Origin of the sequence: Flammeovirga pectinis, assembly GCF_003970675.1 — a bacterium.
Taxonomy (GTDB): Bacteria; Bacteroidota; Bacteroidia; order Cytophagales; family Flammeovirgaceae; genus Flammeovirga; species Flammeovirga pectinis.
Genome location: NZ_CP034562.1, coordinates 416,586 through 439,864, shown reverse-complemented (window position 1 = coordinate 439,864; position 23,279 = coordinate 416,586). Strand labels below are relative to the sequence as shown.

23 protein-coding genes are annotated in these 23,279 nt (G+C 32.0%); 13 read left to right on the top strand and 10 right to left on the bottom strand.

From position 1 onward, the window contains the following. Positions 1-82 precede the first annotated feature (82 nt). Together folE and EI427_RS01820 are read right to left on the bottom strand one after the other, a co-directional pair. Entirely contained in the window at positions 83-817 is a 735-nt protein-coding gene (gene folE / locus EI427_RS01825) for a GTP cyclohydrolase I FolE (protein ID WP_126610992.1), read from the bottom strand. Next, entirely contained in the window at positions 777-1,187 is a 411-nt protein-coding gene (locus EI427_RS01820; RefSeq protein WP_126610990.1) for a 6-pyruvoyl trahydropterin synthase family protein, read from the bottom strand. Before EI427_RS01820 ends, folE begins: the two co-directional genes overlap by 41 nt. A gap of 279 nt (positions 1,188-1,466) precedes the next feature. Here EI427_RS01820 and EI427_RS01815 point away from each other — a divergent pair, with 279 nt between their 5' ends. After that, positions 1,467-2,411, top strand: a complete 945-nt coding sequence (locus EI427_RS01815; protein WP_126610988.1) for a hydrogen peroxide-inducible genes activator — start codon at positions 1,467-1,469, stop codon at positions 2,409-2,411. A gap of 95 nt (positions 2,412-2,506) precedes the next feature. Here EI427_RS01815 and EI427_RS01810 read toward each other — a convergent pair whose 3' ends face one another. Continuing rightward, entirely contained in the window at positions 2,507-3,037 is a 531-nt protein-coding gene (locus EI427_RS01810; RefSeq protein WP_126610986.1) for a hypothetical protein, read from the bottom strand. A 299-nt stretch (positions 3,038-3,336) separates the two neighbouring features. Here EI427_RS01810 and EI427_RS01805 point away from each other — a divergent pair, with 299 nt between their 5' ends. Together EI427_RS01805 and EI427_RS01800 are read left to right on the top strand one after the other, a co-directional pair. Beyond that, positions 3,337-6,270: an FAD-binding and (Fe-S)-binding domain-containing protein gene (locus EI427_RS01805; RefSeq protein WP_126610984.1), complete on the top strand. Its 2,934-nt coding sequence runs from the start codon at positions 3,337-3,339 to the stop codon at positions 6,268-6,270. A gap of 324 nt (positions 6,271-6,594) precedes the next feature. Then, on the top strand, positions 6,595-7,482 hold the full coding sequence (locus EI427_RS01800; protein ID WP_126610982.1) for an NmrA family NAD(P)-binding protein: 888 nt from the start codon (positions 6,595-6,597) through the stop codon (positions 7,480-7,482). On the opposite strand, the gene EI427_RS01795 is transcribed toward EI427_RS01800, so the two are convergent. Next, on the bottom strand, positions 7,477-8,169 hold the full coding sequence (locus tag EI427_RS01795) for a Dph6-related ATP pyrophosphatase (RefSeq protein ID WP_126610980.1): 693 nt from the start codon (positions 8,167-8,169) through the stop codon (positions 7,477-7,479). The two genes, EI427_RS01800 and EI427_RS01795, sit on opposite strands and share 6 nt — an antisense overlap. A gap of 277 nt (positions 8,170-8,446) precedes the next feature. On the opposite strand from EI427_RS01795, the gene cysS reads away from it, so the two are divergent. Further along, a complete protein-coding gene (gene cysS, locus EI427_RS01790; protein WP_126610978.1) occupies positions 8,447-9,952 on the top strand; it encodes a cysteine--tRNA ligase in 1,506 nt (501 codons plus the stop codon). A 64-nt stretch (positions 9,953-10,016) separates the two neighbouring features. Here the strand turns inward: cysS and EI427_RS01785 are convergent, their stop codons facing one another. Genes EI427_RS01785 through EI427_RS01770 form a run of 4 tightly spaced genes read right to left on the bottom strand, consistent with a single transcriptional unit; the run spans position 10,017 to position 12,046 of the window. Then, entirely contained in the window at positions 10,017-10,583 is a 567-nt protein-coding gene (locus tag EI427_RS01785) for a class I SAM-dependent methyltransferase (RefSeq protein WP_126610975.1), read from the bottom strand. A gap of 4 nt (positions 10,584-10,587) precedes the next feature. Further along, complete coding sequence (locus tag EI427_RS01780) at positions 10,588-11,112, bottom strand: GNAT family N-acetyltransferase (RefSeq protein ID WP_126610973.1); 525 nt, start codon at positions 11,110-11,112, stop codon at positions 10,588-10,590. Next, complete coding sequence (locus EI427_RS01775; protein WP_126610971.1) at positions 11,109-11,684, bottom strand: uracil-DNA glycosylase family protein; 576 nt, start codon at positions 11,682-11,684, stop codon at positions 11,109-11,111. Before EI427_RS01775 ends, EI427_RS01780 begins: the two co-directional genes overlap by 4 nt. Continuing rightward, positions 11,684-12,046 carry a DUF1304 domain-containing protein gene (locus EI427_RS01770; RefSeq protein ID WP_126610969.1) on the bottom strand — a complete coding sequence of 121 codons (363 nt, stop codon included), beginning with the start codon at positions 12,044-12,046 and terminating at the stop codon, positions 11,684-11,686. The genes EI427_RS01775 and EI427_RS01770 overlap by 1 nt, the downstream gene beginning before the upstream one ends. A gap of 386 nt (positions 12,047-12,432) precedes the next feature. Here EI427_RS01770 and EI427_RS01765 point away from each other — a divergent pair, with 386 nt between their 5' ends. From EI427_RS01765 to EI427_RS01735, 7 genes are all read left to right on the top strand, one after another. Continuing rightward, on the top strand, positions 12,433-13,617 hold the full coding sequence (locus EI427_RS01765; protein WP_126610967.1) for a T9SS type A sorting domain-containing protein: 1,185 nt from the start codon (positions 12,433-12,435) through the stop codon (positions 13,615-13,617). A 177-nt stretch (positions 13,618-13,794) separates the two neighbouring features. Further along, positions 13,795-14,634, top strand: a complete 840-nt coding sequence (locus EI427_RS01760; protein ID WP_126610965.1) for an exonuclease domain-containing protein — start codon at positions 13,795-13,797, stop codon at positions 14,632-14,634. Between the two features lie 11 nt (positions 14,635-14,645). Next, on the top strand, positions 14,646-15,992 hold the full coding sequence (locus tag EI427_RS01755) for a 1-acyl-sn-glycerol-3-phosphate acyltransferase (protein WP_126610963.1): 1,347 nt from the start codon (positions 14,646-14,648) through the stop codon (positions 15,990-15,992). Continuing rightward, entirely contained in the window at positions 15,979-16,803 is an 825-nt protein-coding gene (locus tag EI427_RS01750) for a patatin-like phospholipase family protein (RefSeq protein ID WP_126610961.1), read from the top strand. Before EI427_RS01755 ends, EI427_RS01750 begins: the two co-directional genes overlap by 14 nt. 42 nt (positions 16,804-16,845) lie before the next feature. Beyond that, positions 16,846-17,535, top strand: a complete 690-nt coding sequence (locus EI427_RS01745) for a hypothetical protein (RefSeq protein ID WP_126610959.1) — start codon at positions 16,846-16,848, stop codon at positions 17,533-17,535. Between the two features lie 190 nt (positions 17,536-17,725). Next, complete coding sequence (locus EI427_RS01740) at positions 17,726-18,289, top strand: TerD family protein (RefSeq protein ID WP_126610957.1); 564 nt, start codon at positions 17,726-17,728, stop codon at positions 18,287-18,289. Positions 18,290-18,345: 56 nt separating this feature from the next. Continuing rightward, positions 18,346-18,969, top strand: coding sequence for a TerD family protein (locus EI427_RS01735; RefSeq protein ID WP_126610955.1), 624 nt, complete (start codon positions 18,346-18,348; stop codon positions 18,967-18,969). 59 nt (positions 18,970-19,028) lie between these two features. On the opposite strand, the gene EI427_RS01730 is transcribed toward EI427_RS01735, so the two are convergent. After that, positions 19,029-20,699 carry a formate--tetrahydrofolate ligase gene (locus tag EI427_RS01730; RefSeq protein WP_126610953.1) on the bottom strand — a complete coding sequence of 557 codons (1,671 nt, stop codon included), beginning with the start codon at positions 20,697-20,699 and terminating at the stop codon, positions 19,029-19,031. Between the two features lie 116 nt (positions 20,700-20,815). Between EI427_RS01730 and EI427_RS01725 the strand changes: the two genes are divergently transcribed. Beyond that, positions 20,816-21,598 carry an enoyl-CoA hydratase/isomerase family protein gene (locus tag EI427_RS01725; RefSeq protein WP_126610951.1) on the top strand — a complete coding sequence of 261 codons (783 nt, stop codon included), beginning with the start codon at positions 20,816-20,818 and terminating at the stop codon, positions 21,596-21,598. 56 nt (positions 21,599-21,654) lie between these two features. Here EI427_RS01725 and EI427_RS01720 read toward each other — a convergent pair whose 3' ends face one another. Then, complete coding sequence (locus EI427_RS01720) at positions 21,655-21,912, bottom strand: hypothetical protein (protein ID WP_126610949.1); 258 nt, start codon at positions 21,910-21,912, stop codon at positions 21,655-21,657. A 256-nt stretch (positions 21,913-22,168) separates the two neighbouring features. Between EI427_RS01720 and EI427_RS01715 the strand changes: the two genes are divergently transcribed. Beyond that, complete coding sequence (locus tag EI427_RS01715) at positions 22,169-23,203, top strand: metal-dependent hydrolase (protein ID WP_126610947.1); 1,035 nt, start codon at positions 22,169-22,171, stop codon at positions 23,201-23,203. The last annotated feature ends 76 nt before the right edge of the window (positions 23,204-23,279 follow it).

The following is a 23,279-nucleotide window of genomic DNA, read 5'->3' as shown; positions in this document are numbered from 1 at the left end:
CAAATTAACAGGATTTGCTGAAAAAGAAAAGAGGTTGTCTCAAAACTGAAACAACCTCCTTAAACTACTGATATATTTTATATTAATCTGATGATTTTGGCACCAAACTTAAGAATTCTTTTCTGGTAGCTTCTTCTTTAAATTTACCACTAAAGTGAGAAGTTACTGTTGCACTATAGGTATCTTCAATTCCTCGCATAGATACACACAAGTGTTTTGCATCAATGAGTACAGCAACATCTTCTGTACCTAGTGTTTTCTTTAAATCTTCAGCAATTTGTACTGTTAAACGTTCTTGAACTTGCGGACGCTTAGCATAATGCTGAACAATTCTATTGATCTTAGAAAGACCTATTACCTGACCATTAGAAATATAAGCTACATGAGCCATACCTATGATTGGTACAAAATGATGCTCGCAGTTTGAGTAAAAATGTATATTCTTCTCAATGAGCATTTCATCATACTTGTATTTATTGTCAAAAAGTTTGATATCAGGTCTATTCTCAGGGTTTAAACCACTAAAAATTTCCTTCACATACATTTTTGCAACACGTTTTGGAGTTCCTTTAAGGCTATCATCATTAAGATCTAACCCTAAAATATCCATTATATGTTTAAAATGATCAGAAATCTTTTCAACTTTTTCATCATCTGAAAGGTCAAAAGCTCCTTCTCTCATGGGAGTATCGTAGGATGTACCTACATGATTGTCTCCTATTTCATCTATGTCTTCTTCAATATGAACCTTCACTCCATTAGATTGATGGACAACCTTAGATTGAAGGGTATTCCACGAAGTTTCGCTCTGTTTCATATAAAATAACTTTTAGGTCAAACTTACTTTCCAATTGATCTCGTAAGATCTGCCATATTACCACACAGATATTTTCTGCAGTTGGGTTTAGGCCTTTGAACTCATCAACCTCTTCATTTAAATTTTTATGATCCAAACGATCAAGAACATGTACTTTCATTATATCCTTAAGGATCTTCATGTCAATTACATATCCAGTGATTGGATCGATCTCTCCTGTAACTTTTACATAGAGATCATAATTGTGTCCATGATAATACGGGTTATTACACTTTCCAAATATCTTTGTATTCTCTTCTGGAGACAATTTTGAGTTATGTAGACGATGAGCCGCATTAAAATGTGCTTTTCTTGATACTGTTACTTTCATTAAATATTGGTAAGCGCCGTAGATAAGGGTGTTACACTGAAAACCTCGTACCAAAAGAATTTTCACAAAGTTACGAGAGTATTATTATTATCTATAAACATTCTAAAATACTTTACGAACATTATGAACAAACGATGTTTAAACAGCAATTAATAAAATTATCATTCAAGATAATACATTCTTTAACTTTTCTTCAATCAATAAACTTCAAATAATATAAATTGTTTTTAATTCGAATTAATTAGTTGGTATTTTTGATTATCAATTGAATAAAAAATTATGACAATAACACAACTTGAATATATCGTTGCAGTAGATCAATATCAAAATTTTTCTATTGCTGCTGAAAAATGTAACGTTACTCAGCCTACATTAAGTATGCAAATTAAAAAGTTAGAAGATATTCTTGATGTGGTAATTTTTGATAGAGGTAAACAGCCTATTATTCCGACAGAAATTGGAAAGAAAATTATTGACCAAGGGAAAGTAATTTTATCAGAAGCTAAAAAAGTAAATGATATAATATTACAACATAAAGGTGAAATTAGTGGTGAGCTGAAAGTGGGTATAATACCAACACTAGCACCTTATTTACTTCCACTTTTTGCAGGTAGTATATCTAAGAAGTACCCAAATTTACAGTTAATTGTAAAGGAGTTACAGACAGAAGAAATTATAACGCATTTACATAAAGACCTTATTGATGTAGGGTTACTTGTTACTCCAATTAATGAAAAAGGCATAACAGAACGTCCTTTATTTTACGAAGAGATTTTGGTATACACCAACCCAGAATACAAATTTGAGAAACAACTTGAAGTTAGCTTATCAGATTTAACCTCTCCAGATATTTGGCTTTTAAGTGCAGGGCATTGTTTTAGAGATCAAATGATTAACCTCTGTTCTTACCAAAGTCAAAATAAAATGAATTCTAATTTACCAATTTCTTATGAAAGTGGTTCTCTAGAAACTTTAATCAGATTAGTAGACAAAGAAGGTGGTTTTACCTTACTTCCAGAACTAGCTGTTGATGAACTTTCTGAAGATGCTCAAGAACATATTAGAACATTTACAGAAGAAAGACCAATGAGGGAGGTAAGTATTGTACATGCAAGAAACTTTGCTAAAGCGAGTTTGATAGATGCTTTATCAAAAACTATCCAAGAATGTGTACCAAAAGAATTACTTACTAGAGATAGAGGTAATGTAGTAGAATGGAGGTAATTAAGTACCCTTCTTCTATTTAAATTTTGTCTGCTAAAGTAAGAATTGGTTGTTAAGTTAGAATAGTTGGAAGTAAATAAATGCTTTCAACTATTTTAATAATCTCCGTTGTTAATCATATTAATTTCTTCTAATTCTTCTAAACGGGCTTCATGTTCGTCAACCCATTTGGTTAAATTATATTCTTCTTCAGGATATAGTTCATGATAAGGAACATATTCACTTCCCATTGCATCAAACTTCTCAGTAAAATAAACCTCAATTTGTCCAAAATTTAAACTAATATTTTCAGACCAAGCAGCATAATCATTTTTGGTATATGCTTGCTGAGCTATTTTTCTTTCAATTTTTGCTTGTTCTAACTCTTGCTGATATCCTTGATCCTGATTCATTAAATCATTCTTAAGAATTTCATAAAGTTGGTATTCGTCTGGTGTGATATCAAAAAGATCTTTTCCAAAATACCTACTCCATAAATACTCATCAGTAGGATTTTGCTTTAATTGAGACCAAATGCGTGGCTTAACTAACGGATCTTCAAGTAGTTCTTCATCATCATAATATTGTGCATAAGAAACACTCGTAGAAAAAACCCACAGGGTAATTAATACGCTGATTTTCAGCACTATTTTAAAAAATGATTGCATAAATAAAATAATCAAAAAGGCATGTAATAAAGCGTCATACACTTACTATAACTATAAATACAACGTAATAGTTGATGCATAATTTTAATGTAAGTATAAAAAATGAAAAAATGATGCCAAATATATTAATTGTACTATTTCTTTTCCTAAAATAAAATATACTTTCTTACAACTGTCTTATTCATACATTAATAGTATATTTGTAATTCACATGGGCTAATCAAATCTACATCATAAACACTACTAACATTAACTTATCACGTTTTTAATTGGAAATTATGACGGCTAAATTAAACATTGACAAAAGATATCTACAGAGATTAGATAGCCAACTTCAAGGAACTTTACATTATGACGATGTAATGCGTACTCTTTATTCTACAGATGCGTCTGCGTATAAAGAGCTTCCCCTTGCTGTCGCTTTTCCTAAAAATGATGGCGATTTAAAGATACTTATTGAATTTGCTGATAAGCACAACACATCCCTTATACCAAGAACTGCAGGTACTTCTTTAGCAGGGCAGGTTGTTGGTAATGGTATTGTAGTTGATGTATCTCGCACATTTACACAAATATTAGAAGTTAATAAAGAAGAAAGTTGGGTACGTGTTCAACCTGGTGTTGTCCGCGACGAACTTAATAAACACATTGCTAGTGCAGGTTTATTTTTTGGACCAGAAACCTCTACTGCTAACAGAGCAATGGTTGGTGGTATGGTTGGAAATAACTCTTGTGGTTCTAACTCTGTGCAATATGGATCTACTAGAGATCATTTATTAGAAATAAAAGGCTTTTTAAGTGATGGGTCTGAAGTAACTTTTAAAGATGTTACTCCAGATGAGTTTGAAGCAAAAACAAAGCTCAACACATTAGAAGGTCAACTATATAAAGAGGTAAAAGAAATGCTTTTACCAGAAGAAGTAAGAAAAGAAATTGCAAAAGAATTCCCTAAACCTTCTATTCCAAGAAGAAACACAGGGTATGCAATTGATTTACTTGCTTTAATGCAGCCATTTAATCCTAATGGTAAACCATTTAATTTCTGTGAGTTAATTGCTGGGTCTGAAGGTACATTGATCTTTATGACTGAAATTAAATTGCAGTGTAACCCTACTCCACCAAAATATAAAGGTGTTTTATGTGCACAATTCGATTCTATTGATGCTGCATTAAAAGCCAATTTAGTATCCTTAAAGTTTGACCCTACTGCTGTAGAATTAATGGATAAATACATCCTTGATTGTACAAAGAATAGTATCGAACACCGCCAAAATAGATTTTTCTTAGATGGAGATCCTGCTGCTGTACTTGTAACAGAAATTGCTCGTGATTCTGAAGAAGAAATGCGAAAAGTTGCCAAAGAGCTTGAAGAAGCTTACAAAGCAAAAGGCATGGGCAACTTCTACAAATTAGTAGAGGGTGGAGATGTAAAACGTGTTTGGGACTTACGTAAAGCTGGTCTTGGTTTACTTTCTAATGTTCCTGGAGATCCTAAAGCTGCTCCTGTTATAGAAGATACAGCTGTAGATGTTGAAGATTTACCGGAGTACATTGCGGAGTTCAACGAAATTCTAAAACAAAGAGAACTTACATGTGTACATTATGCACATGCGGGTTCTGGCGAACTTCACTTACGTCCAATTCTTGATTTAAAGACAGAGGAGGGTAATAAAATGTTCAAAACAATTGCAGAGGACATTGCTAAACTCGTAAAGAAATTTAACGGTTCTTTAAGTGGAGAACACGGAGACGGACGTTTACGTGGAGAGTTTATTGAATCTATGATTGGAGCAAAGAACTTTAAACTTGTAGAACAAGTGAAACGTTCTTGGGATAAGAAAAATATATTCAACCCAAATAAGATTGTTGACACACCGCCAATGAACGAAAGTTTACGTTTTATGCCTGGTATAGAAACTCCAGATATTAAAACAACTTTTGACTTTAGCGATGCTCATGGTGTATTAAGGGCTACTGAATTTTGTAATGGTGCAGGTGCGTGTAGAAAAACAGAAGTAACTGGAGGTACAATGTGTCCGAGTTATATGGCTACACGTAACGAGAAAAATACTACTCGTGCAAGAGCAAATATCTTAAGAGAGTATTTACGTGCTCCTTACAAGATCAATAATTTTAATCATAAAGAAATTTATGAAGTAATGGACCTTTGTCTTTCTTGTAAAGGCTGTAAATCTGAGTGTCCATCTAATGTTGATATCGCAAAGCTAAAAGCAGAATTCCTTCAACAATATTACGAAGCAAACGGGGCTCCTATGAGAGCTAAAATGATTGCTTATTTCCCTCGTTTAACACAAATTGCAGCAGCAACACCTTCATTATTTAATTTTGCTATTAGTAACCCAATTACTGGTAGTATTTTTAAATCAATTACAGGATTTGCACAAGAAAGAGATGTTCCTAAAATTCATAAGCATACTTTTAAAAGTTGGTTAAAGAAAAGAACACCTAAAGCTGCAAATAAAGGGACTGTATATATTTTCTGTGATGAGTTTACCAACTTCAATGATACGCCACTTGGCTTAAAAACTATTGAGTTATTAGAAGCTTTAGGCTATGAAGTACTCTGGAAGCCTCACGTAGAAAGTGGAAGAACATTCCTTTCTAAAGGTTTTGTAAAAGAAGCAAAAGATTTAGCATGTACTAATGTAGATATGCTAAAAGATTATATCAGCGAAGAAACTCCTCTTATTGGTATTGAACCATCTACAATCATGGCATTTAGAGATGAATACCCTGATCTTGTACATGCACACCAAAAAGAAGATGCTCGTAACCTTGCAGATAACGCTCTAATGATTGATGAGTTTATTGCAAGAGAGGTGAAAGCAGGTAATATCAGTGCTGATCAGTTTACTGAAGAAGAAAAATTAATAAAGTTACACACGCATTGTCAACAAAAAGCAACGGGTACTCAAGTAACTGGTAAGCAAATGTTAGGTTTACCAAAGAACTATAAAGTACAAATTATTCCTTCGGGATGTTGCGGTATGGCTGGCTCTTTTGGTTACGAAAAAGAGCATTATAAAGTATCTATGGATGTAGGAGAACTAGTATTGTTCCCGACAATCCGTAAGCAACCAAATGATGTGATTATTGCTGCAGCAGGTACAAGTTGTAGACATCAGATCAAAGACGGAACAGAGAGAGAGGCACTTCACCCTGTTGAAATCTTATTAGATGCTCTAAAATAGATAATAGCAAACATTTTTATAAAATTAGCGACTTCTAAATACTAGAGGTCGCTTTTGTTTTGTCTAAACATAAGTAAGATTTTATTATTAGATTAATAGACACATCAATCCTTTAACCTATGTTTTATAGCTATTTACGCTAATAAATTCTTTAAATAATACTATAAACCTACAATAAATACCATGTACTAAATTTTGAATTTTCACATTTAAATATGTTTACTGAAAAAAGATTAACAACCTGTTTATATGAGTTAATATATAATGTGATGCTCCTTATCAATATCTAATTTTACAATTCAAAGTTGAAATCAAATTGTATTGATGCAAAAAAAGGAAAAAAATATATTAATTACTGGTTCTAAAAGTATTATTGGACAAGAGGTTATTCGTTATCTTTCTAGAGACTATTCACATCAAATTATTGAAGGTGGAAGAACAGAAAGTACTAAAGATAAAAACGAGTATCGTTATCTTGATCTAAATGATACAAGTACTTTTTCTAGTGCATTAAAAAATATTGATACCGTTTTTTTAGTTTTTCCTAGAGCAATTAATTACGTCAAGAAAACTTTTGTTACTTTCCTAGAGGTCTGTAAAAAAGAAAACGTAAAAGAGATTGTCTTTTGCTCAATTAAAAAATCAAATTTCAGCTTTTTTGTTCCTCATAATAAAGTAGAAAAGCTAATTAAAAGAAGTGGGTTGAAGTATACAATTGTTGCTCCCTCTTATTTTATGCAGAATTTAACCACTTTCTTTTTAGATGATATAAAAAGTAATCAGTGTATTGCAATTCCGGGTTACAGCAGTAAAATTAATTGGATAGATGCCAGAAATGTTGGGTATGTAATTACCAAAATCTTGCATGATATGACCAATTTTGAAAACTCAACAATGGAATTAACCGGTGATGAGAATAAAGATTTTATGGAAGTTTGTGCCAAGTTAACTGCTGCATTATCTAGAGATATTGAGATTCAACCAAATACGAAGCTTTTCATAAAATCCTTAAATGAAAAAGGGTTAACACCTAGTGAAATAAATAAGCTTCTAATATTTTATCTCGCAGAAAGTTTAAGTAGGAATAAAACTAAACTGAATAACAACTACGAAAAAATAGCAAATAAAAAACCGACAAGATTACATGAATTTATCATACGCCACTTATCGGATTTAACTTGCTCTAAATCTCCTCAATTAACCTTATTATAAGGATTGTAAATCACAGAAGTGAAATTTAGAATTGATTTCGTTTCCATCTGCATCTTTATAATTATATTCTCTTATTATCTTTTCTCCTACTTTAAAATCAATTGGTTGATTAAAAATTGGCCCATCGAATACAAAAGTATGGAATTCCCCATTTTCACCACAAGGGTCTACACCTTCAGGTAAATCATTTAAAAAGTCCATATCTAGTACTCTTCCAATAAATTCTTTTCCCATTGTATCGTTAACTGCAACTGTTATTGCCTTAAAACCTGCGTTAACAAAATCCTTATATAATTGTAGCGTATTTTCTCCCCAAAGTGGAAATTGACATTTTAGTCCTACCTCTGCCATTTTATCTTCTCTGTATTTTCTTAAGTCTTCTAAAAAAATATCACCAAGAATTAAATCTTCAATTCCTTTATCTACAAAAGGTTTTAGATGATTTCCCAATTCTCTATCATAAGTTTCCATTCCAACATCCTCTGCTAAATACATTTTATACAAAGGTAAATTAATTGATTTAGCTTGTTTATCGAGAAGCACTTCTTCTACACCGTGCATACTAATTCGTTTATACTCTTTAGATAATGACGTAAATAAGCCTATGATATCCCATTGCTTTACTGCTTTATACAGGGCAAATGAAGAATCTTTACCTCCACTCCATTGAAATAATGCCTTTTTCATTTTCTAATCAATTATTTTTTTTACTTTTGAAGTATAATTCAAGGTAATTTATGAAAAGCATCTTACATATCGCCCCTAGATATATCATCTTATTACGATGTTGTTGATACTCAGTATCAAAACTTGCATAACTTCTGTGCAAGGATAATTACCCCCTGTAAAATCAATTTTTGAATTCTTTTTTATCGGTAAAAGTCGAAGGAAGTTCTCTGTATTTGTATCAGAGAATATTTGCATCTTTGTGCTTTCCGCTGAAATCCATATAAATATTGCGAACATGCAACTAGATTTAAGAAAACAACTGAAAGTTTATAACACACTTTCTGGAAAGAAAGAGCTTTTTGAACCTATCAATCCTCCATTTGTTGGAATGTACGTTTGTGGGCCTACAGTTTATGGCGATGCACATTTAGGGCATTCTAGACCTGCTATAACTTTTGATGTTATTTTTAGATACTTAAAACACCAAGATTTTAAGGTGCGTTATGTTCGTAATATTACAGATGTTGGGCATTTAGTTGGTGATGCCGACGAAGGAGAAGATAAAATTGCGAAAAAAGCAAAGTTAGAGCAGATAGAACCTATGGAAGTGGTACAATTCTATACAGATAGATACCACAAAGATATGGCTGCTTTAAATGTACTTCCTCCAAGTATTGAGCCCCGTGCTACTGGCCATATTATTGAGCAAATAGAAATGATCGAAAAGATTATTGAAGCTGGGTATGGTTACGAATCTAATGGGTCTGTTTATTTTGATGTAGTTAAATACAACGAAAACAAACCTTATGGTATTCTTTCTGGTAGAAAACTAGAAGACATGCTAGAAGGAACGCGTGATTTAGATGGTGTAAGCGACAAGAAAAACCATGTAGATTTTGCTTTATGGAAGAAAGCTGAACCTCAACATATCATGCGTTGGAATTCGCCTTGGTCTGTTGGTTTCCCTGGGTGGCATCTTGAATGTTCTGCAATGTCTGCAAAATATTTAGGTAATCAATTTGATATTCATGGTGGAGGAATGGATTTAAAATTTCCACATCACGAAGCAGAAATTGCTCAATCTGAAGCATGTAATCATGTTGCTCCTGCAAAATATTGGTTACACAATAATTTAATTACCATCAACGGTCAGAAGATGGGTAAATCATTGGGTAATTTTATTACGCTAGAAGAGTTATTTGCAGGTACACATGAGTTACTTGAAGAAGCGTATAGCCCTATGACTATTCGTTTCTTTGTATTACAAGCGCAATACAGAAGCACAATAGATTTTTCTAATGAGGCACTTCAGGCTGCTCGTAAAGGTTACCGTAAGGTGATGAATGGTTTACGATTAGTAAAAAGTATGCAGTATGTGGCAGACGACACTGTTGAGGTAAACCAGAAACAAGCCAAAAATATTGAGAGCATTATCAACTCTATTTACAGAGGTATGAATGATGATTTCAATACGGCAGTTGCAATGGCTGGTATTTTTAATTTATTGAAAAAAATCAATGCCGTTCATACTGGAAATATTCCTGCTGCACAATTGGGGGAAAAAGCTTTTAATGATATGCTCTCTACATACATCACTTTTATAGAAGATGTATTGGGATTAAAAGAAGAAACACCAGATCAGTTTTTTACTGCTTTAGACTATATTTTAAAAGATTACGGCGTAGCAAAAGACACGCGTGATTATGATAAAGTTGATGCAATCCGTAGCCAATTAAAAGGTATGGGTGTAGTAGTAAAAGACACAAAGACAGGTATTGAATGGGCTTATGATGAAGTGTAAACTTCTCTAAGTTATATATAGATTGCCTCTGATTTAATAATAAAATCAGAGGCTTTTTTTAGCCTTATTTTTTTCTCCCAATGATTACAATTGAATCATCATTATCAAATTCTTTGTATTTTTCTAATTTCAAAACTTCAAAATAAGGTGCGTAAATTTCTAATAATTTTTTTTCGTCTTGATAGTTCACATACATCCCTTTAAAGTTTTCATCACCTTCTCCATACCAATAAGAATGACAAACAACTCCCCCATCATTTAAAAGTGCTGCCTGTCTTTTTACAGATAATTCAATTTGACTATCTGTAAGATGTTGTAATACTTTGTTGGCATATATTCCATCAAAATTCATTGATGTTTTTAATGTAACGGCATCTAACTCCAAAAACTCTCCCTTTGGAAATTCTTTATTTAAATGATGAAGAAATTCTTTCGATAAATCAGAACCTATTGTTTTAAAAGAAGCATTTAAAATACTCCAATCAGTACCTGGACCAGAACCAATTTCTAAAACTGCATCTCCTTTTTTAAGTTCATTTTCAAACAGTCTGATTAAATTTTCGCTATTTACATCCTTTGCCATCTGGATATACTCTTTAACAGATTGTTCTGTATGATAATATTCTCCCATTATTTTATTTCCATTCTTTCTTTAAAAGCGCAAAAATAATATCATCAACCCATGCTCCTTTAAAAAACAAGCTTTCTTTATGATGTGCCTCTTTTCGCATTCCTAATGTTTCCATCAATTTAAGAGAACCAAGATTAGCAGGATCTATAGATGCCGTTATTCTGTGTTTGTTTAATTCCTTAAAAAGCAAATCAAATAATACAGTTAGAGCTTCTTTAGCAAATCCTTTTCTTTGTTCTTCTTTTGATAAGGTAATGCCTATCTCAATTTGCTCATTATCAATAAAATGAATACCTATATCACCAATCAATTTATGTTCGCCTTTTTTACACATACCCAATTGAAACCACGTATCCGACTTATTAAATTCTCTTGGGTTCCTTTCTATAAATTGTTCCACTTCTTTGATTACTACAGGAATAAAACTTTGGTATTTGTTGGCTTCACTATCAGATCTGTACGCAAATAATTCTGGTGCGTCATTTAAATCAATTGACCTTATAATTAAGCGGTTGGTTTCTAATTTCATTTTTGTAAAATTGAATGAATTAATAACTTAAATGTAGGAAGAACGTCTTCTTTAAACCAAGCATTTTTCTTCATCCAAATATTGTTTCTTGGTGAAGGATGAGGTAAAACAAAGAATTTAGGTAAGTATTCTGTATAGTTTTTCACCGTCTCTGTAAGGTTTCTTTTTGATATACCTTTCAAGTAATAATCTTGAGCATATTTACCCACTAGAACAATTAGTTCAACCTTGGGCATTAAAGGAAGAACCTCAGTATGCCATTTCGGTGCACATTCTTTTCTAGGAGGTAGATCACCAGATTTGCCAGTACCCGGAAAACAGAATCCCATTGGTAGAATAGCTATAGTTTCTTTGTTATAAAAATCTTCATTAGAGATCTCCATCCATTTACGCAGGTTTTCTCCACTCTTATCATCCCATGGAATACCCGTTCTGTCTACAACTGCCCCCGGTGCTTGCCCTACAATAATAATCTTACATTTTGGATGAAATGAAAATACAGGATTTGGTGGGTTTGGAATACTACCTGCACATAATTGGCATTTCTTTATTTTTTGGGTTAAAGTTTCCATTATTTAAACACAATTAATAGAATTGTAATTACGGCAGGAATCCCTTGTATAAAGAATATCTTTTTATCTACTGAATATGCCCCATAAAGCCCTGCCACTGTAACGCAACTTAAAAAGAATAATGCTACGTTATCAGCCCATTCTACAGATGTAATAAATAGTGACCAAATTAAACCCGCTGCCAAAAAACCATTATACAACCCTTGGTTTGCAGCCATTTCTTTAGTGCTAGCAAATAGCTCTTTAGGGAATTTATTAAATACTTTTCTCCCTTTTGTTTCCCAAGCAAACATTTCAAAATAAAGAAAATAAAGATGTAAAAGAGCGACAATAACAATTAGAATAGAAATAATAATTTGCATAATAGTTTTATTGATTGAAAGATGAGATAGTAAGATAAATCAAAAGATTGGTATATGAGAAAATTGGCTTAAAAAAGAATATTTTCAACAATCCTATAACATTATAAATTAATGAACGAAAATTCACTTAAATGCCTGGTAAGCAAAAAGTTCCAAATAATTTACCATCCTACAAGAAAAACCTACATCAACTAAATAATAGTTAGTAAAACAATTTGAAAGTAAAATTAGTTTACGTTTATTTGCACTTAATAAAGATTCTTCTTCATAATTGGAATAAACAGTAATATATTCTAAGCCTAATTCCCCAATATTACGTTACCCAAGGAAGAAATTAAACTTTGAATCTTCTAAAAAAATACGACTTAGACTTTAAATATTACATTATGCATAAATTCTTTACATTATTATTAATAATTTCATTTTTTCATCCGCAAAAAAAACTTTTAGCTCAAGAAGGATTAGTATTTGATATCTATGATGGTTTTTCAAGTACAATTGGTAAAAGTGGAAATTCTGACTCAGACGTGTACAGAAGTGACAAAGATAAAAATAGTGGAGATGTAACTATTCAAAATTCAGCCACTTTAAATGTAATTACGACAAACACAAAAGTAAATGACGCACATTTTGAAGATATCTATAGTATAATTGAAGGTGATTTATACATTAATAATTCATCCCTTATTCTTGATCAATATTCAGTTCTTATTATAAGAGGAAATGTTATTTTTAGTAACTCAGGGAGTATTACAATAAATGGAGGAGGAAGTGAAAGTGGTGAAGCTCCATCCTTAATAATTTTAGGTAATGTAACTGGATCAGGTACAATCACAGGTACAAATAAGGCTAGGTTACCATATGTAAATGGTACTGTAAGTGATGTTTCAGTAAATGTAAATGACGTTACTGGAAATGCTGCTATAGAAAATGATATTACTGAATACGAGGACAAGCCTGATTTAACAACTATTCTTACTAATGAGCTTGGTCCAAACTATGTTACAGACCTCCCAGTAGAACTAATCTCTTTCGAAGCAACAGTAAATCCAAACAACACAACACTTACTTGGTCTACAGCATCAGAACAAAATGCATCTCATTTTGATGTAATGCGATCTAACGATAAAAGAAATTGGGAGGTACTAGCAACTATAGAAGCTGCAGGTAATTCTAATGTAAAAAGAGATTATAAATTTGTAGATAACGATTTATTAACCGCTGTTACCTACTATAAATTGGTACAGGTTGATTTTGATGAAGCTTACGAAGAGTTTGGTCCGTTAACTGTTTTTCCAAACGGAGTAGAGAAAACATTAACAGCCAATGTATTTCCTAACCCATCAACAGAAAGTTCTAAAATACAAATAGATGGTTTATCGCTAGGAAACAGTATTGAACTTAGTGTAATTGATAAATCTGGAAGAATGATCTACCAAGATACAATTAAAGACTCTCCAGAAAGTTTATTGTATAATTTAGAAACTAGAACAACTTTATACCCTGGTAATTATTTAATAATTATTCAATCAGGAAATGAAAAAGTAGTAAAAAGATATATTCAGCAGTAAATGTAGTATTGAATACATTTCTAATGATCACCTTACCAAAAAAAGTAAGGTGATTTTTTTTGTTTAAATTAAAATACAACTTAATCTTTCTTAATACTTACATTTGCTGATTAAGTTCATTACTAATGATCAAAAGAAATGCTGAACTTTGGGGGTTCAGAAGAGGAAATAGAATAAATGGAGTTTACAGCAATAGATTTTGAAACGGCACACGGTGCTAGATGGAGTATTTGCCAAGTGGGTATTGTACGTGTAAAGAATGGTGTTATTATAGACAGGTACGAATCATTAATTCGTCCGCCCGATAATAGGTACCATGCTTTTAATACTACAATTCATGGAATTACGGCAGAAATGACGGCCAATGCACCTAGCTTATTTGATATCTGGGACGAGATGAAGCCCTATATTGAAGGTCAACTTATTGTTGCTCATAATGCTGGTTTTGATGTGTCTGCACTAGAACAAACACTAGAACTGTATGATCTCGATATTCCTACATTTGACTACGACTGTACTTATAAACTCACAGGTGCTGCTTTAGATGATATTTGCTATACGTATGGTTGGGAATTAAAACACCACGATGCTCTAGCAGATGCAGAAGCATGTGCAAAAATGTATATTGAGTTACTTTCTGAAAAGCAACTTCCTGTTTTTGAGAAAAATCCTTTTAAAAAGAAGAAAAAAACTGCACCATACCGCACTCAACTATCGGGAGAAATATTAAGACCTGATTTTGATAATGCCGACCCTGATAGTCCTTTTTACAGACAAAAAGTTGTTATTACAGGTGTTTTTGATGCTTGGGATAGATTAGAATTAGCGACTATTTTAAAAGGTTTAGGCGCTAAAATAAATACAAATATATCTGGTCAGACTAATTTAGTGATGGTTGGGGAAGACCCTGGACCAAGTAAATTACAGAAAGTAAGTTCTTTAAACCAACAAGGAAAAGGTATTCAAATTCTGAAAGAGCAAGAATTAAAAGAAATTCTCTCTATAGTAAATTCTTAAAGCTACTCCGTATGAACTTTACATTATACTCATTTATAAAAAGCATAATAAAAAACATCTATACTAACCTTGTATTTTATAAAGTAGAAAAAAACGGTTGGGAAAATATTCCAAAAGATAAACCACTCATTTTTGCAGTTACACATCCTCTTATGCATATGGATGCTGTAGTAATGGGAACAACTTTTAAAAGGCCACTTCATTTTCTAACAAAGTCTACGGTTTTTAATTCTCCTTTTAAAAAGTGGTTTTTCGGTAAATTAAACATGATACCAGTTGTTCGTAAACAAGACGGACCACAAGGCAAAGGTTTTTCTAATAAAAGTATGTTTTCTAATTGTGTGAAAACGTTAGAGAAAAATCAATGCCTTTTAATTTTTACAGAGGGAACAAGTATTTGGGAACGAAAGTTACGACCTTTAAAATCTGGTACGGCACGTATTGGTTTTGAAGCAGAAGAAAGTAACGATTTTAATTTAGGAGTTCATATTGTACCTGTAGCTTTAAATTATACACATGCAACACAATTACTTCCTAGTGTTTCTATAGATGTTGCACCTGCAATATGTATTAAAGACTACCAAGCAGAATATAAAGAGAACCCCAATAAAGCAACAAAGAGAGTAACAGGTATTATTAAAGAGCGTCTTTTAGAAAGATATTTTACTCTCAATGATTTAGAAGAGGAAGATAATCTTAAAAGTGCTTTGGTAATGCTAAACGAAGAGCCTATTAATGGGTGGGAAAGAAAGAAATCTCTAAAAAGATATTTTGATAATCTTAAAAAAGGAGTTGAAATTATAAACAACTCTAGTAAAAGTACTATTCAAAGTATCGACAATAAAATTACGAAGTACAATACCCTTTTAGCAGATTATAAAATAAGCGATCAAAGTTTATGGAAATCTGCTTCAGGGAATAAAAAAGTAGTGCACTTTATATTAAATTTTATATTTGCTCTAACTGTTTTCCCTGTTTACATAGTAGGTTGGTTAATTAACTATACACCGTATAAATTATCCAAATATTTAGGGCGAAAATCATCTGATGAAATAGAAGTTTGGGGAGCAAACATGATTACTTTATGTGGTCTATTCTACCCTATCTTTTATGGTCTATATATCTACATCCTAAATCAATTTCTAGCAATAAATGGCATAACTAATTTCTGTATATTCTTAGTATTTCCTATACTAACATATCTTTCTTTCTTTATGTATCACTTTTATAAAAAGGTTGCTTCAGATAGTAGAATCTTTTCTTTATCACTTTTTAATAAAGAAAAATATAACGAATTAGTTTCACTTAGAACTAGCATTGTTTCTAACTTAGAAGATTTAATAAATGAGCACAAGTAATAAAAAACCTTACAAACTAGGTTTAGTTTTGTCTGGTGGTGGAGCAAAAGGTTTAGCACATATTGGTGTTTTATTTTACCTTAAAGAATTAGGCATTGTTCCAGATGCAGTTGCTGGCACCAGTGCGGGATCAATTGTTGGTTCTATGTATGCATATGGAACTCCACTTACAGAAATCCAAGATTTTTTTATTAAAACTGATTTATTCAATTGGAAAAAGAGAGCCTTTTTTAAGCCTCACATGACATTTAAAGGAATTATCAATCCTATTTCTTTAAAAGATGATTTTAAGACTATTCTTAAAGAAGATGATTTTGAAGCCTGTGAAAAAGACCTCTTTGTAGTGGCTACTGATATGCAAAATGCAGAAGAAAAAGTATTTAGTAAAGGCTCTATTGTTGATGCCGTTCTTGCTTCTTCAGCATATCCTTTTGTATTTTCTCCAATGGAAATTGATGATATTATCTACAGTGATGGAGGAATTCTAAATCACTTTCCTTTAGATGTTATCAGAAATAAATGCGAAAAAGTTATTGGCGTTTATGTATCACCTATTAGAACATATGATAAAAATGAACTGAATAGTGTTCAAAAAATAGCCTTAAGAGCTTTATCTTTAAAGGGAGACAAAGAGGAACTTCATAAATTAAATGACTGTGACATAGCGATTTTCCCACAAGATTTGATTAATTTTAACACTTTCGATACACATCCAGATAAACTGAGTGAAATTGTTGATGTTGGTTACGAAGAAACTGCCAAACATCATAATGCTTTACTCAAATTACGTGAAGAGCTTAATAAACTGTAGCGTGTAGAAGAAACTCATTTAATACTTTCCTATTGCTGTCTTATGTGGAACCGCTTTAAACAAATTATCAACTCTAAGAAGCATTCTTCTCCTGTTATGGATTTGAATAGTAGTTTACGCGAGTTAAAGACACAAAAATCTTTAACGGTTAGCTATCACTTAAAAGCAAAAAACCAGTGTAGACAATTAGAAGAAAAAAGTGAAATTGTAAAAAAGCATATCCTAAAAAATGATTTTGACATTAAAGCAAAACTAGAGCAAAATAGCCGTAGTAAAGCTATGCAATTGAATGAATACGGGAATACCTTAAAGTCTGAAATAAAAAAGTACAACGATATTATTGAGCAATTAGAAACTGAAATTGTACAGTTTGCTTGTGATATTTCTACAATAGACTTCCAAATTGAAGCCATTTCTGCTAAGGTTATTCAGATAAAAGGACACCCAGAAGAAAAGGTATTTGATGTAAAAGCTTTTCTTGAAGATTTAAGCAATAAACTTTTAGATGATAAAGTTTATGAAGAAAATGATCTACTAGAATTAGAGATAAATCAGATGCTAGATACTTCTATTGCAGAAGAAAACTCTTCGAATAAAATAAATGATTTCTTTACTGAAGATAGTATTCCTAAAAAAGAAGAGACTGATAATAGCCTTATCAACAACTTTTTTGATAAAAAGGAAAAAACAGTCAATGATCAGAAAATTGATAATTTTTTCAATAAAAAATAAACTGAATTTCTATATTTATATATAAGTAAAGTATCTAACAAGAAAAATTACTTATCTAAAACTTCAAAAACGAATAAAATAGTAGGTTGCTCTATATTACTATGAAGATTTTCTTCTGTTAAACTACAACTTTAATCTAACTTATTCGTTCATTAAACAGACTTAATTAACTTCTATTCACGAGCGTATTATGAGTATTTCCTTAAAAAAAGGTGGAAGGTTCAATCTTTCTAAAGATGATGGAAACCTAGATAAAATAATGGTTGGTCTTGGTTGGGATATGGTTCCAGGCAACACTGTAGACCTAGATGCTTCAGTTTTTATGATTGATAAAACTGGAAAATTACCTGCAGATGAATTCTTTGTTTTTTTTAATAATTTAAAATCACCTGATAATAGCATTGAGCATACAGGTGATAATAGAACAGGTAAAGGTGAAGGTGATGACGAAATGATCCTTGCTCATTTATCTAAAATATCCGATGCTGTTACTGAACTTGTATTTGTTGCATCTATACACAATGCAGATGTTTTAAGACATCACTTTGGTATGCTATCAAATGCGTATATCAGAATTGTAGATATTGATACACAAAGAGAAATTATTCGTTATAATTTAGACGATGATAACTTTAAGAGTGTAACAGATATGGAATTTGGTCGTCTTATCAGAAATGGAAAAGAATGGAACTTTGTTGCCTCTGGCATAGGATCTAAAATTGGATTACAAGGTTATGTTGATAAATATGCTTAAATAAGCACACTATTGTCCTCTAATAAATTAGCACATAGATAAATATCATTGCAAGTATGAATACATCACTAACAAAAAAGTCCGGAATATCACTCTCTAAAGGAAGTAAAATTTCTTTAATGAAGAAAGACGGCAATAAGTTAGATTTTTTAAGAGTAGGCGTAAATTGGGGAGCTATACAAGGTAAAGCTTTATTTGGTTTAATAAACCACAAAGTAAATGTTGATTTAGACGCGAGTATAAGTGCATTCGATAAAGAAATGAATGAAATTTATACTGTCTATTATAACGAGTTAACCTCTCCTGATGGTGCTGTTACACATACAGGCGATGACCTAGAAGGTGATGATGGCGAAGATGATGGTTTAGACAACGAGACAATCCAAATTCACCTTGATGAAGTACAGCCTGATATAGATCAAATATTTTTATACCTTAACTCTTACAAAAAACAGGACTTTGCTACAATTCCTTTTTCAGAAGTAAGAATGTATACTAAGAACGAGATATTGGCTACATTTAATTTATCATCTGATCAAGAATTTTCAGGATATGTATCCATGATAATGGGAAGATTGTATAAATTAGATGGTAATTGGAAATTCGAAGCACTCGGGGAACCAATTAGATCAAGAGATATAGAAGGTACAATCAAATACCTTCAGATAAAATATAGTTAAGTAGTTATCTTTTACTACAAAAAAGAGCGTTGATTTAGATATCAACGCTCTTTTTTATTTTAGCTTAATCCTTCAATATTACCATCAACAAACTTTATTTTATTTGCTTGAGGTACACGTGGTAAACCAGGCATTCGCATAATACTCCCTGCCCTAGCTACAATAAAACCAGCTCCATTATTAATCAATAAATCTTCGAAATGAATATGGAATCCACCATTTGGTGCTCCAAGTATTTTTGCATCGTCTGTAAAAGAACTTTGTGTTTTTGCAATACAAACGGGTAAATTACCCATGCCGTATTTCTCAATGCGTTTCAATTTCTTTAATGCTTTATTATCTAATTTAATTCCATCTGCTCTATAAATCTTCTTCGCAATTTTATCCAATTTATTGTAGATAGAATCATCTAGTTCGTAGGTAAATTGTAAAGGTCCAGAAGGTTTTGTTTCAATTAAGTCAATTACTTTCTGAGCTAAATCAACTGCACCTTTTCCCCCTTTGGCAAAGCTATCATTTATGGCAAATTCTACATCACGTTCTTTACACCAAGATGCTACAAATTCCATTTCCTCATCCGTATCAAAAGAATACTGATTAAAAGTAACTAAAACCGTTTGCCCAAAACCTTTCATATTTTCTATATGGCGTTCAAGGTTTAGCATACCTTCTTTAAGCCCTACCAAATTAGGTGATTTTATATCTTCTAAAGCAACACCGCCATGTAATTTTAACGCCTGTGATGTTGCCACTATTACAGTTAAGTCTGGATTTAAACCTGCATTTCTACATTTAATATTAAAGAACTTTTCAGCACCTAGATCTGCCCCAAACCCTGCCTCTGTTATGGTATAATCTGCATGTTGCATAGCCATTTTAGTAGCAAGAACAGAGTTACAACCATGAGCAATATTTGCAAAAGGACCTCCATGTATAAATGCCGGAGAATTCTCTGTAGTTTGTACTAAGTTAGGATGAATTGCATCTTTTAAAAGAACAGCCATTGCCCCCTGAATATCTAAATCTTTTACAAAGACAGGATCGTTATTATGATTGTAACCTAGATAGATATTACCAATTCTTTCTTCTAAATCTTCTTTTGATTCAGCTAAGCATAGAATAGCCATTAGTTCCGATGCAGGAGTGATATCAAAACCGGCCTCAGCCACGTCTCCATTTCCAATACCACCTAACCCTGTAACAATTTGTCTCAATGTTCTATCGTTTACATCAAGAACTCTCCTCCAATTAATTGATTTTAGCTGCTTGCCAGAAGCTCTTTCAAAGTGTTGATGATTATCTACTAATGCAGAAATCATATTATTGGCTGATGTTACCGCATGAAAATCACCTGTAAAATGAAGATTGATATCTTCCATAGGTAAAACTTGTGCATGACCTCCACCTGCTGCCCCTCCTTTCATACCAAAACAAACACCTAAAGAAGGCTCTCTTAATGCAGGAATAGCATTTTTACCCAATTTTTGTAAACCTAGTGCTAACCCCACAGATGTAGTTGTCTTTCCAATTCCAGCTCTTGTAGGAGTAATGGCAGTGACTAGTATTAGCTTTTTCTTTTTGATCTCTTCTTGGTTTATGACCTCATAGGGTACTTTAGCCATATAATGTCCGTAAGGAATTATGTTTTCATCTGCAATGCCAATTCCGTTACCAACCTCTATAATTTTTTTTAGGATTGTTGATCGTGCTATTTCAATATCTGATTTCATAATGGTTAGTTAAATTAATTTATGATTGATATAAGGTGTTTTTTGATTAGCAGTGAAAATAATAGATATTAGTTGTTTAATCGATGCTATTTATCACCAATTAAATATCAATTAACATGTTGGACAATTCTCTTCTAATTTTTATAAAAAAACAACGAATAGCGTACATCACTTTAAATAGGCCAGAGAAAAGAAATGCTCTAAATGCTGATTTAGTGGCAGAATTATCAAAGGTTTTAAATGAAATTGAAAATGATACAGAAGTAAGTGCTGTAGTACTAAAAGGTGCAGGAAAAGCTTTTTGTGCTGGTGCTGATTTACAATACATACAAAACCTTCAGAATTTCTCTTTTGAGGAAAACGTAAACGACTCTAATGCATTAAAAGAGTTATTTTATAAAATATATACTTTCCCTAAAATAATTATAGCTAGTGTTCACGGAGCTGCTATTGCTGGGGGCTGTGGATTAGCTACTTTATGCGATTTTTCTTTTGCTGCTAACAATACGAAATTTTGTTATTCTGAAGTGAAAATTGGTTTTATACCTGCAATTGTAAGTATATTTTTGGCCCGCAAAATTGGAGAAGGAAAGGCCAAACAATTGTTGCTTTCTGCACAAACTATAACAGCTGATAAAGCTTTAGAATATGGGCTAATCAATGGAATTACCACAGAAGCTAATTTAGAAGAAGAAGTAGAAAGCTTTGCTTTAAAGTTAATATCAGAAACTTCTTTAGAGGCAAAAATGAATACAAAGAAATTATTAAATTCCACGTGGCATTTACCAATTGAAGAAGCATTAAATATTGCGGTAAAAGAAAATGCTAAAGCAAGAGAATCAGCAGATTGCAAAAAAGGAATTTCCTCTTTTTTAAATAAAGAAAAAATATCTTGGTAAGAAAAAAGGAGATCATAGTTGCTATGATCTCCTTTTAATTTATGCGTAGTAAAGTATTACTCAGGCTTTCCAGTTGGTACCGTTTCTTGTGCTTCAGCTTCTTCCAAAACCTCTTCTTTTACTACTTCTTCTGTTGCTGTTAAAACAATAGTTGTGTCGTTAGCAACCTTTACTTCTTCAGTAACTGTCTCTACAACTTCTACTACTTCAACAACTTCTTCTTCTACTACTTCGTCTTGTTGTTTGGCCTCTTGAGCACATGCAATAAATGAACATGCTACAATGTTTGCAATGATTAAGTGTTTAATTTTCATAATTAAAATGATAGTTAAGTTAGATTGAAAATTTAGATTAGTTGAATCAAAAATTATTTATCAAGTTTGCTTAATGATAAAAAAATAGAAACTCTGTTTTCAGTCGAGATTTATTTTATGTGTAAATTAAACAACTAATCTTTCTCCGATATGAACAATTATTTATCCTAAAATTTAAATTTTATCGTGTAGACATTGTTAGAGATATTTTTTGTTTAAAAAAACTCACTTTTTTAATAATATTTAACGAATATATATGGACTCACTAACTCAAGTTGTTTTAGGTGCATCTGTTGGAGAAGCTGTTTTAGGTAAAAAAATAGGTCTTAAAGCAGCCATTTTTGGAGCTATTGCAGGAACAATTCCAGATTTAGATACCTTGGCATCTCCATTCTTAGATACCGTTGGAGAGTTAACTTTTCATAGAAGTGTTACCCATTCATTTTTATTTTGCTTTTTAGCTGCACCAATATTTGGCTATTTATGTCATAAATTATTTGGCAAACAAAAAGACACTTTTAAAGAATGGACATTACTGTTTTTCTTAGGGTTCATTACCCATTCATTACTTGATACCTGCACAACTTGGGGCACACAATTAATGTGGCCATTTACTCCTTATGGTTTTGCTACCTACACCGTATTTGTAGTAGATCCGCATTATACTCTCCCTTTTATGATTCTATTAATTATTGCTCTATGTAAACCTAAAGACAGTAAGATTAGACAACAATTAAATTATATAGGATTGGGGATTAGTACAGCCTATCTACTATTAGGGTTTGTGCTACAGAATAAAGCGAATAATGTATTCGAAGCCAATTTAAAAGAGCAAGGAATTACTTATCAAAAGTATATCACAAAGCCTACTCCTTTAAACATTTGGCTTTGGGCAACTAGTGTACAAACTGATTCGACCTATTACACTGGTTTTTATTCCGTTTTTGATAAAGATAAAAAAGTCACTTTTTCAGTTTCTCCTAAAAACCATCAACTTTTAAATAAACTGCCACCATCTTCTAAAACGGATAAGTTGTTATATGTTACCAAAGGTTTCTATACAGTAGAAGATCACGGTAATAGCATTTGGATAAACGATCTTCGTTTCGGAACATTTGATGGATGGAAAGGAAAAGGGAAAGGAAGAACTGTTTTTGTTTATCATTTAACACCTAATAAAGATGGTTCTATAGATTACGAACAAAAAAGTTATCGCTTTAAACCCTCTAAAGAATACATGATCGCCTATCTAAAAAGGGTTTTTGGACATAAAGAAAACATTGCTTTATAACAATAAGCCAATTTGTCAGTTATTGTATTTTAGTATAATAGTTGTTTGAACAATAATTATGTCAAATTAATTTATT

Excerpts from the sequence above, each read along its gene's own strand:
- folE (WP_126610992.1), bottom strand. The coding sequence starts at position 817 with ATGAAACAGAGCGAAACTTCGTGGAATACCCTTCAATCTAAGGTTGTC.
- EI427_RS01820 (WP_126610990.1), bottom strand. The coding sequence starts at position 1,187 with ATGAAAGTAACAGTATCAAGAAAAGCACATTTTAATGCGGCTCATCGT.
- EI427_RS01815 (WP_126610988.1), top strand. The coding sequence starts at position 1,467 with ATGACAATAACACAACTTGAATATATCGTTGCAGTAGATCAATATCAA.
- EI427_RS01805 (WP_126610984.1), top strand. The coding sequence starts at position 3,337 with ATGACGGCTAAATTAAACATTGACAAAAGATATCTACAGAGATTAGAT.
- EI427_RS01800 (WP_126610982.1), top strand. The coding sequence starts at position 6,595 with ATGCAAAAAAAGGAAAAAAATATATTAATTACTGGTTCTAAAAGTATT.
- EI427_RS01795 (WP_126610980.1), bottom strand. The coding sequence starts at position 8,169 with ATGAAAAAGGCATTATTTCAATGGAGTGGAGGTAAAGATTCTTCATTT.
- cysS (WP_126610978.1), top strand. The coding sequence starts at position 8,447 with ATGCAACTAGATTTAAGAAAACAACTGAAAGTTTATAACACACTTTCT.
- EI427_RS01785 (WP_126610975.1), bottom strand. The coding sequence starts at position 10,583 with ATGGGAGAATATTATCATACAGAACAATCTGTTAAAGAGTATATCCAG.
- EI427_RS01780 (WP_126610973.1), bottom strand. The coding sequence starts at position 11,112 with ATGAAATTAGAAACCAACCGCTTAATTATAAGGTCAATTGATTTAAAT.
- EI427_RS01775 (WP_126610971.1), bottom strand. The coding sequence starts at position 11,684 with ATGGAAACTTTAACCCAAAAAATAAAGAAATGCCAATTATGTGCAGGT.
- EI427_RS01770 (WP_126610969.1), bottom strand. The coding sequence starts at position 12,046 with ATGCAAATTATTATTTCTATTCTAATTGTTATTGTCGCTCTTTTACAT.
- EI427_RS01765 (WP_126610967.1), top strand. The coding sequence starts at position 12,433 with ATGCATAAATTCTTTACATTATTATTAATAATTTCATTTTTTCATCCG.
- EI427_RS01760 (WP_126610965.1), top strand. The coding sequence starts at position 13,795 with ATGGAGTTTACAGCAATAGATTTTGAAACGGCACACGGTGCTAGATGG.
- EI427_RS01755 (WP_126610963.1), top strand. The coding sequence starts at position 14,646 with ATGAACTTTACATTATACTCATTTATAAAAAGCATAATAAAAAACATC.
- EI427_RS01750 (WP_126610961.1), top strand. The coding sequence starts at position 15,979 with ATGAGCACAAGTAATAAAAAACCTTACAAACTAGGTTTAGTTTTGTCT.
- EI427_RS01745 (WP_126610959.1), top strand. The coding sequence starts at position 16,846 with ATGTGGAACCGCTTTAAACAAATTATCAACTCTAAGAAGCATTCTTCT.
- EI427_RS01740 (WP_126610957.1), top strand. The coding sequence starts at position 17,726 with ATGAGTATTTCCTTAAAAAAAGGTGGAAGGTTCAATCTTTCTAAAGAT.
- EI427_RS01735 (WP_126610955.1), top strand. The coding sequence starts at position 18,346 with ATGAATACATCACTAACAAAAAAGTCCGGAATATCACTCTCTAAAGGA.
- EI427_RS01730 (WP_126610953.1), bottom strand. The coding sequence starts at position 20,699 with ATGAAATCAGATATTGAAATAGCACGATCAACAATCCTAAAAAAAATT.
- EI427_RS01725 (WP_126610951.1), top strand. The coding sequence starts at position 20,816 with ATGTTGGACAATTCTCTTCTAATTTTTATAAAAAAACAACGAATAGCG.
- EI427_RS01720 (WP_126610949.1), bottom strand. The coding sequence starts at position 21,912 with ATGAAAATTAAACACTTAATCATTGCAAACATTGTAGCATGTTCATTT.
- EI427_RS01715 (WP_126610947.1), top strand. The coding sequence starts at position 22,169 with ATGGACTCACTAACTCAAGTTGTTTTAGGTGCATCTGTTGGAGAAGCT.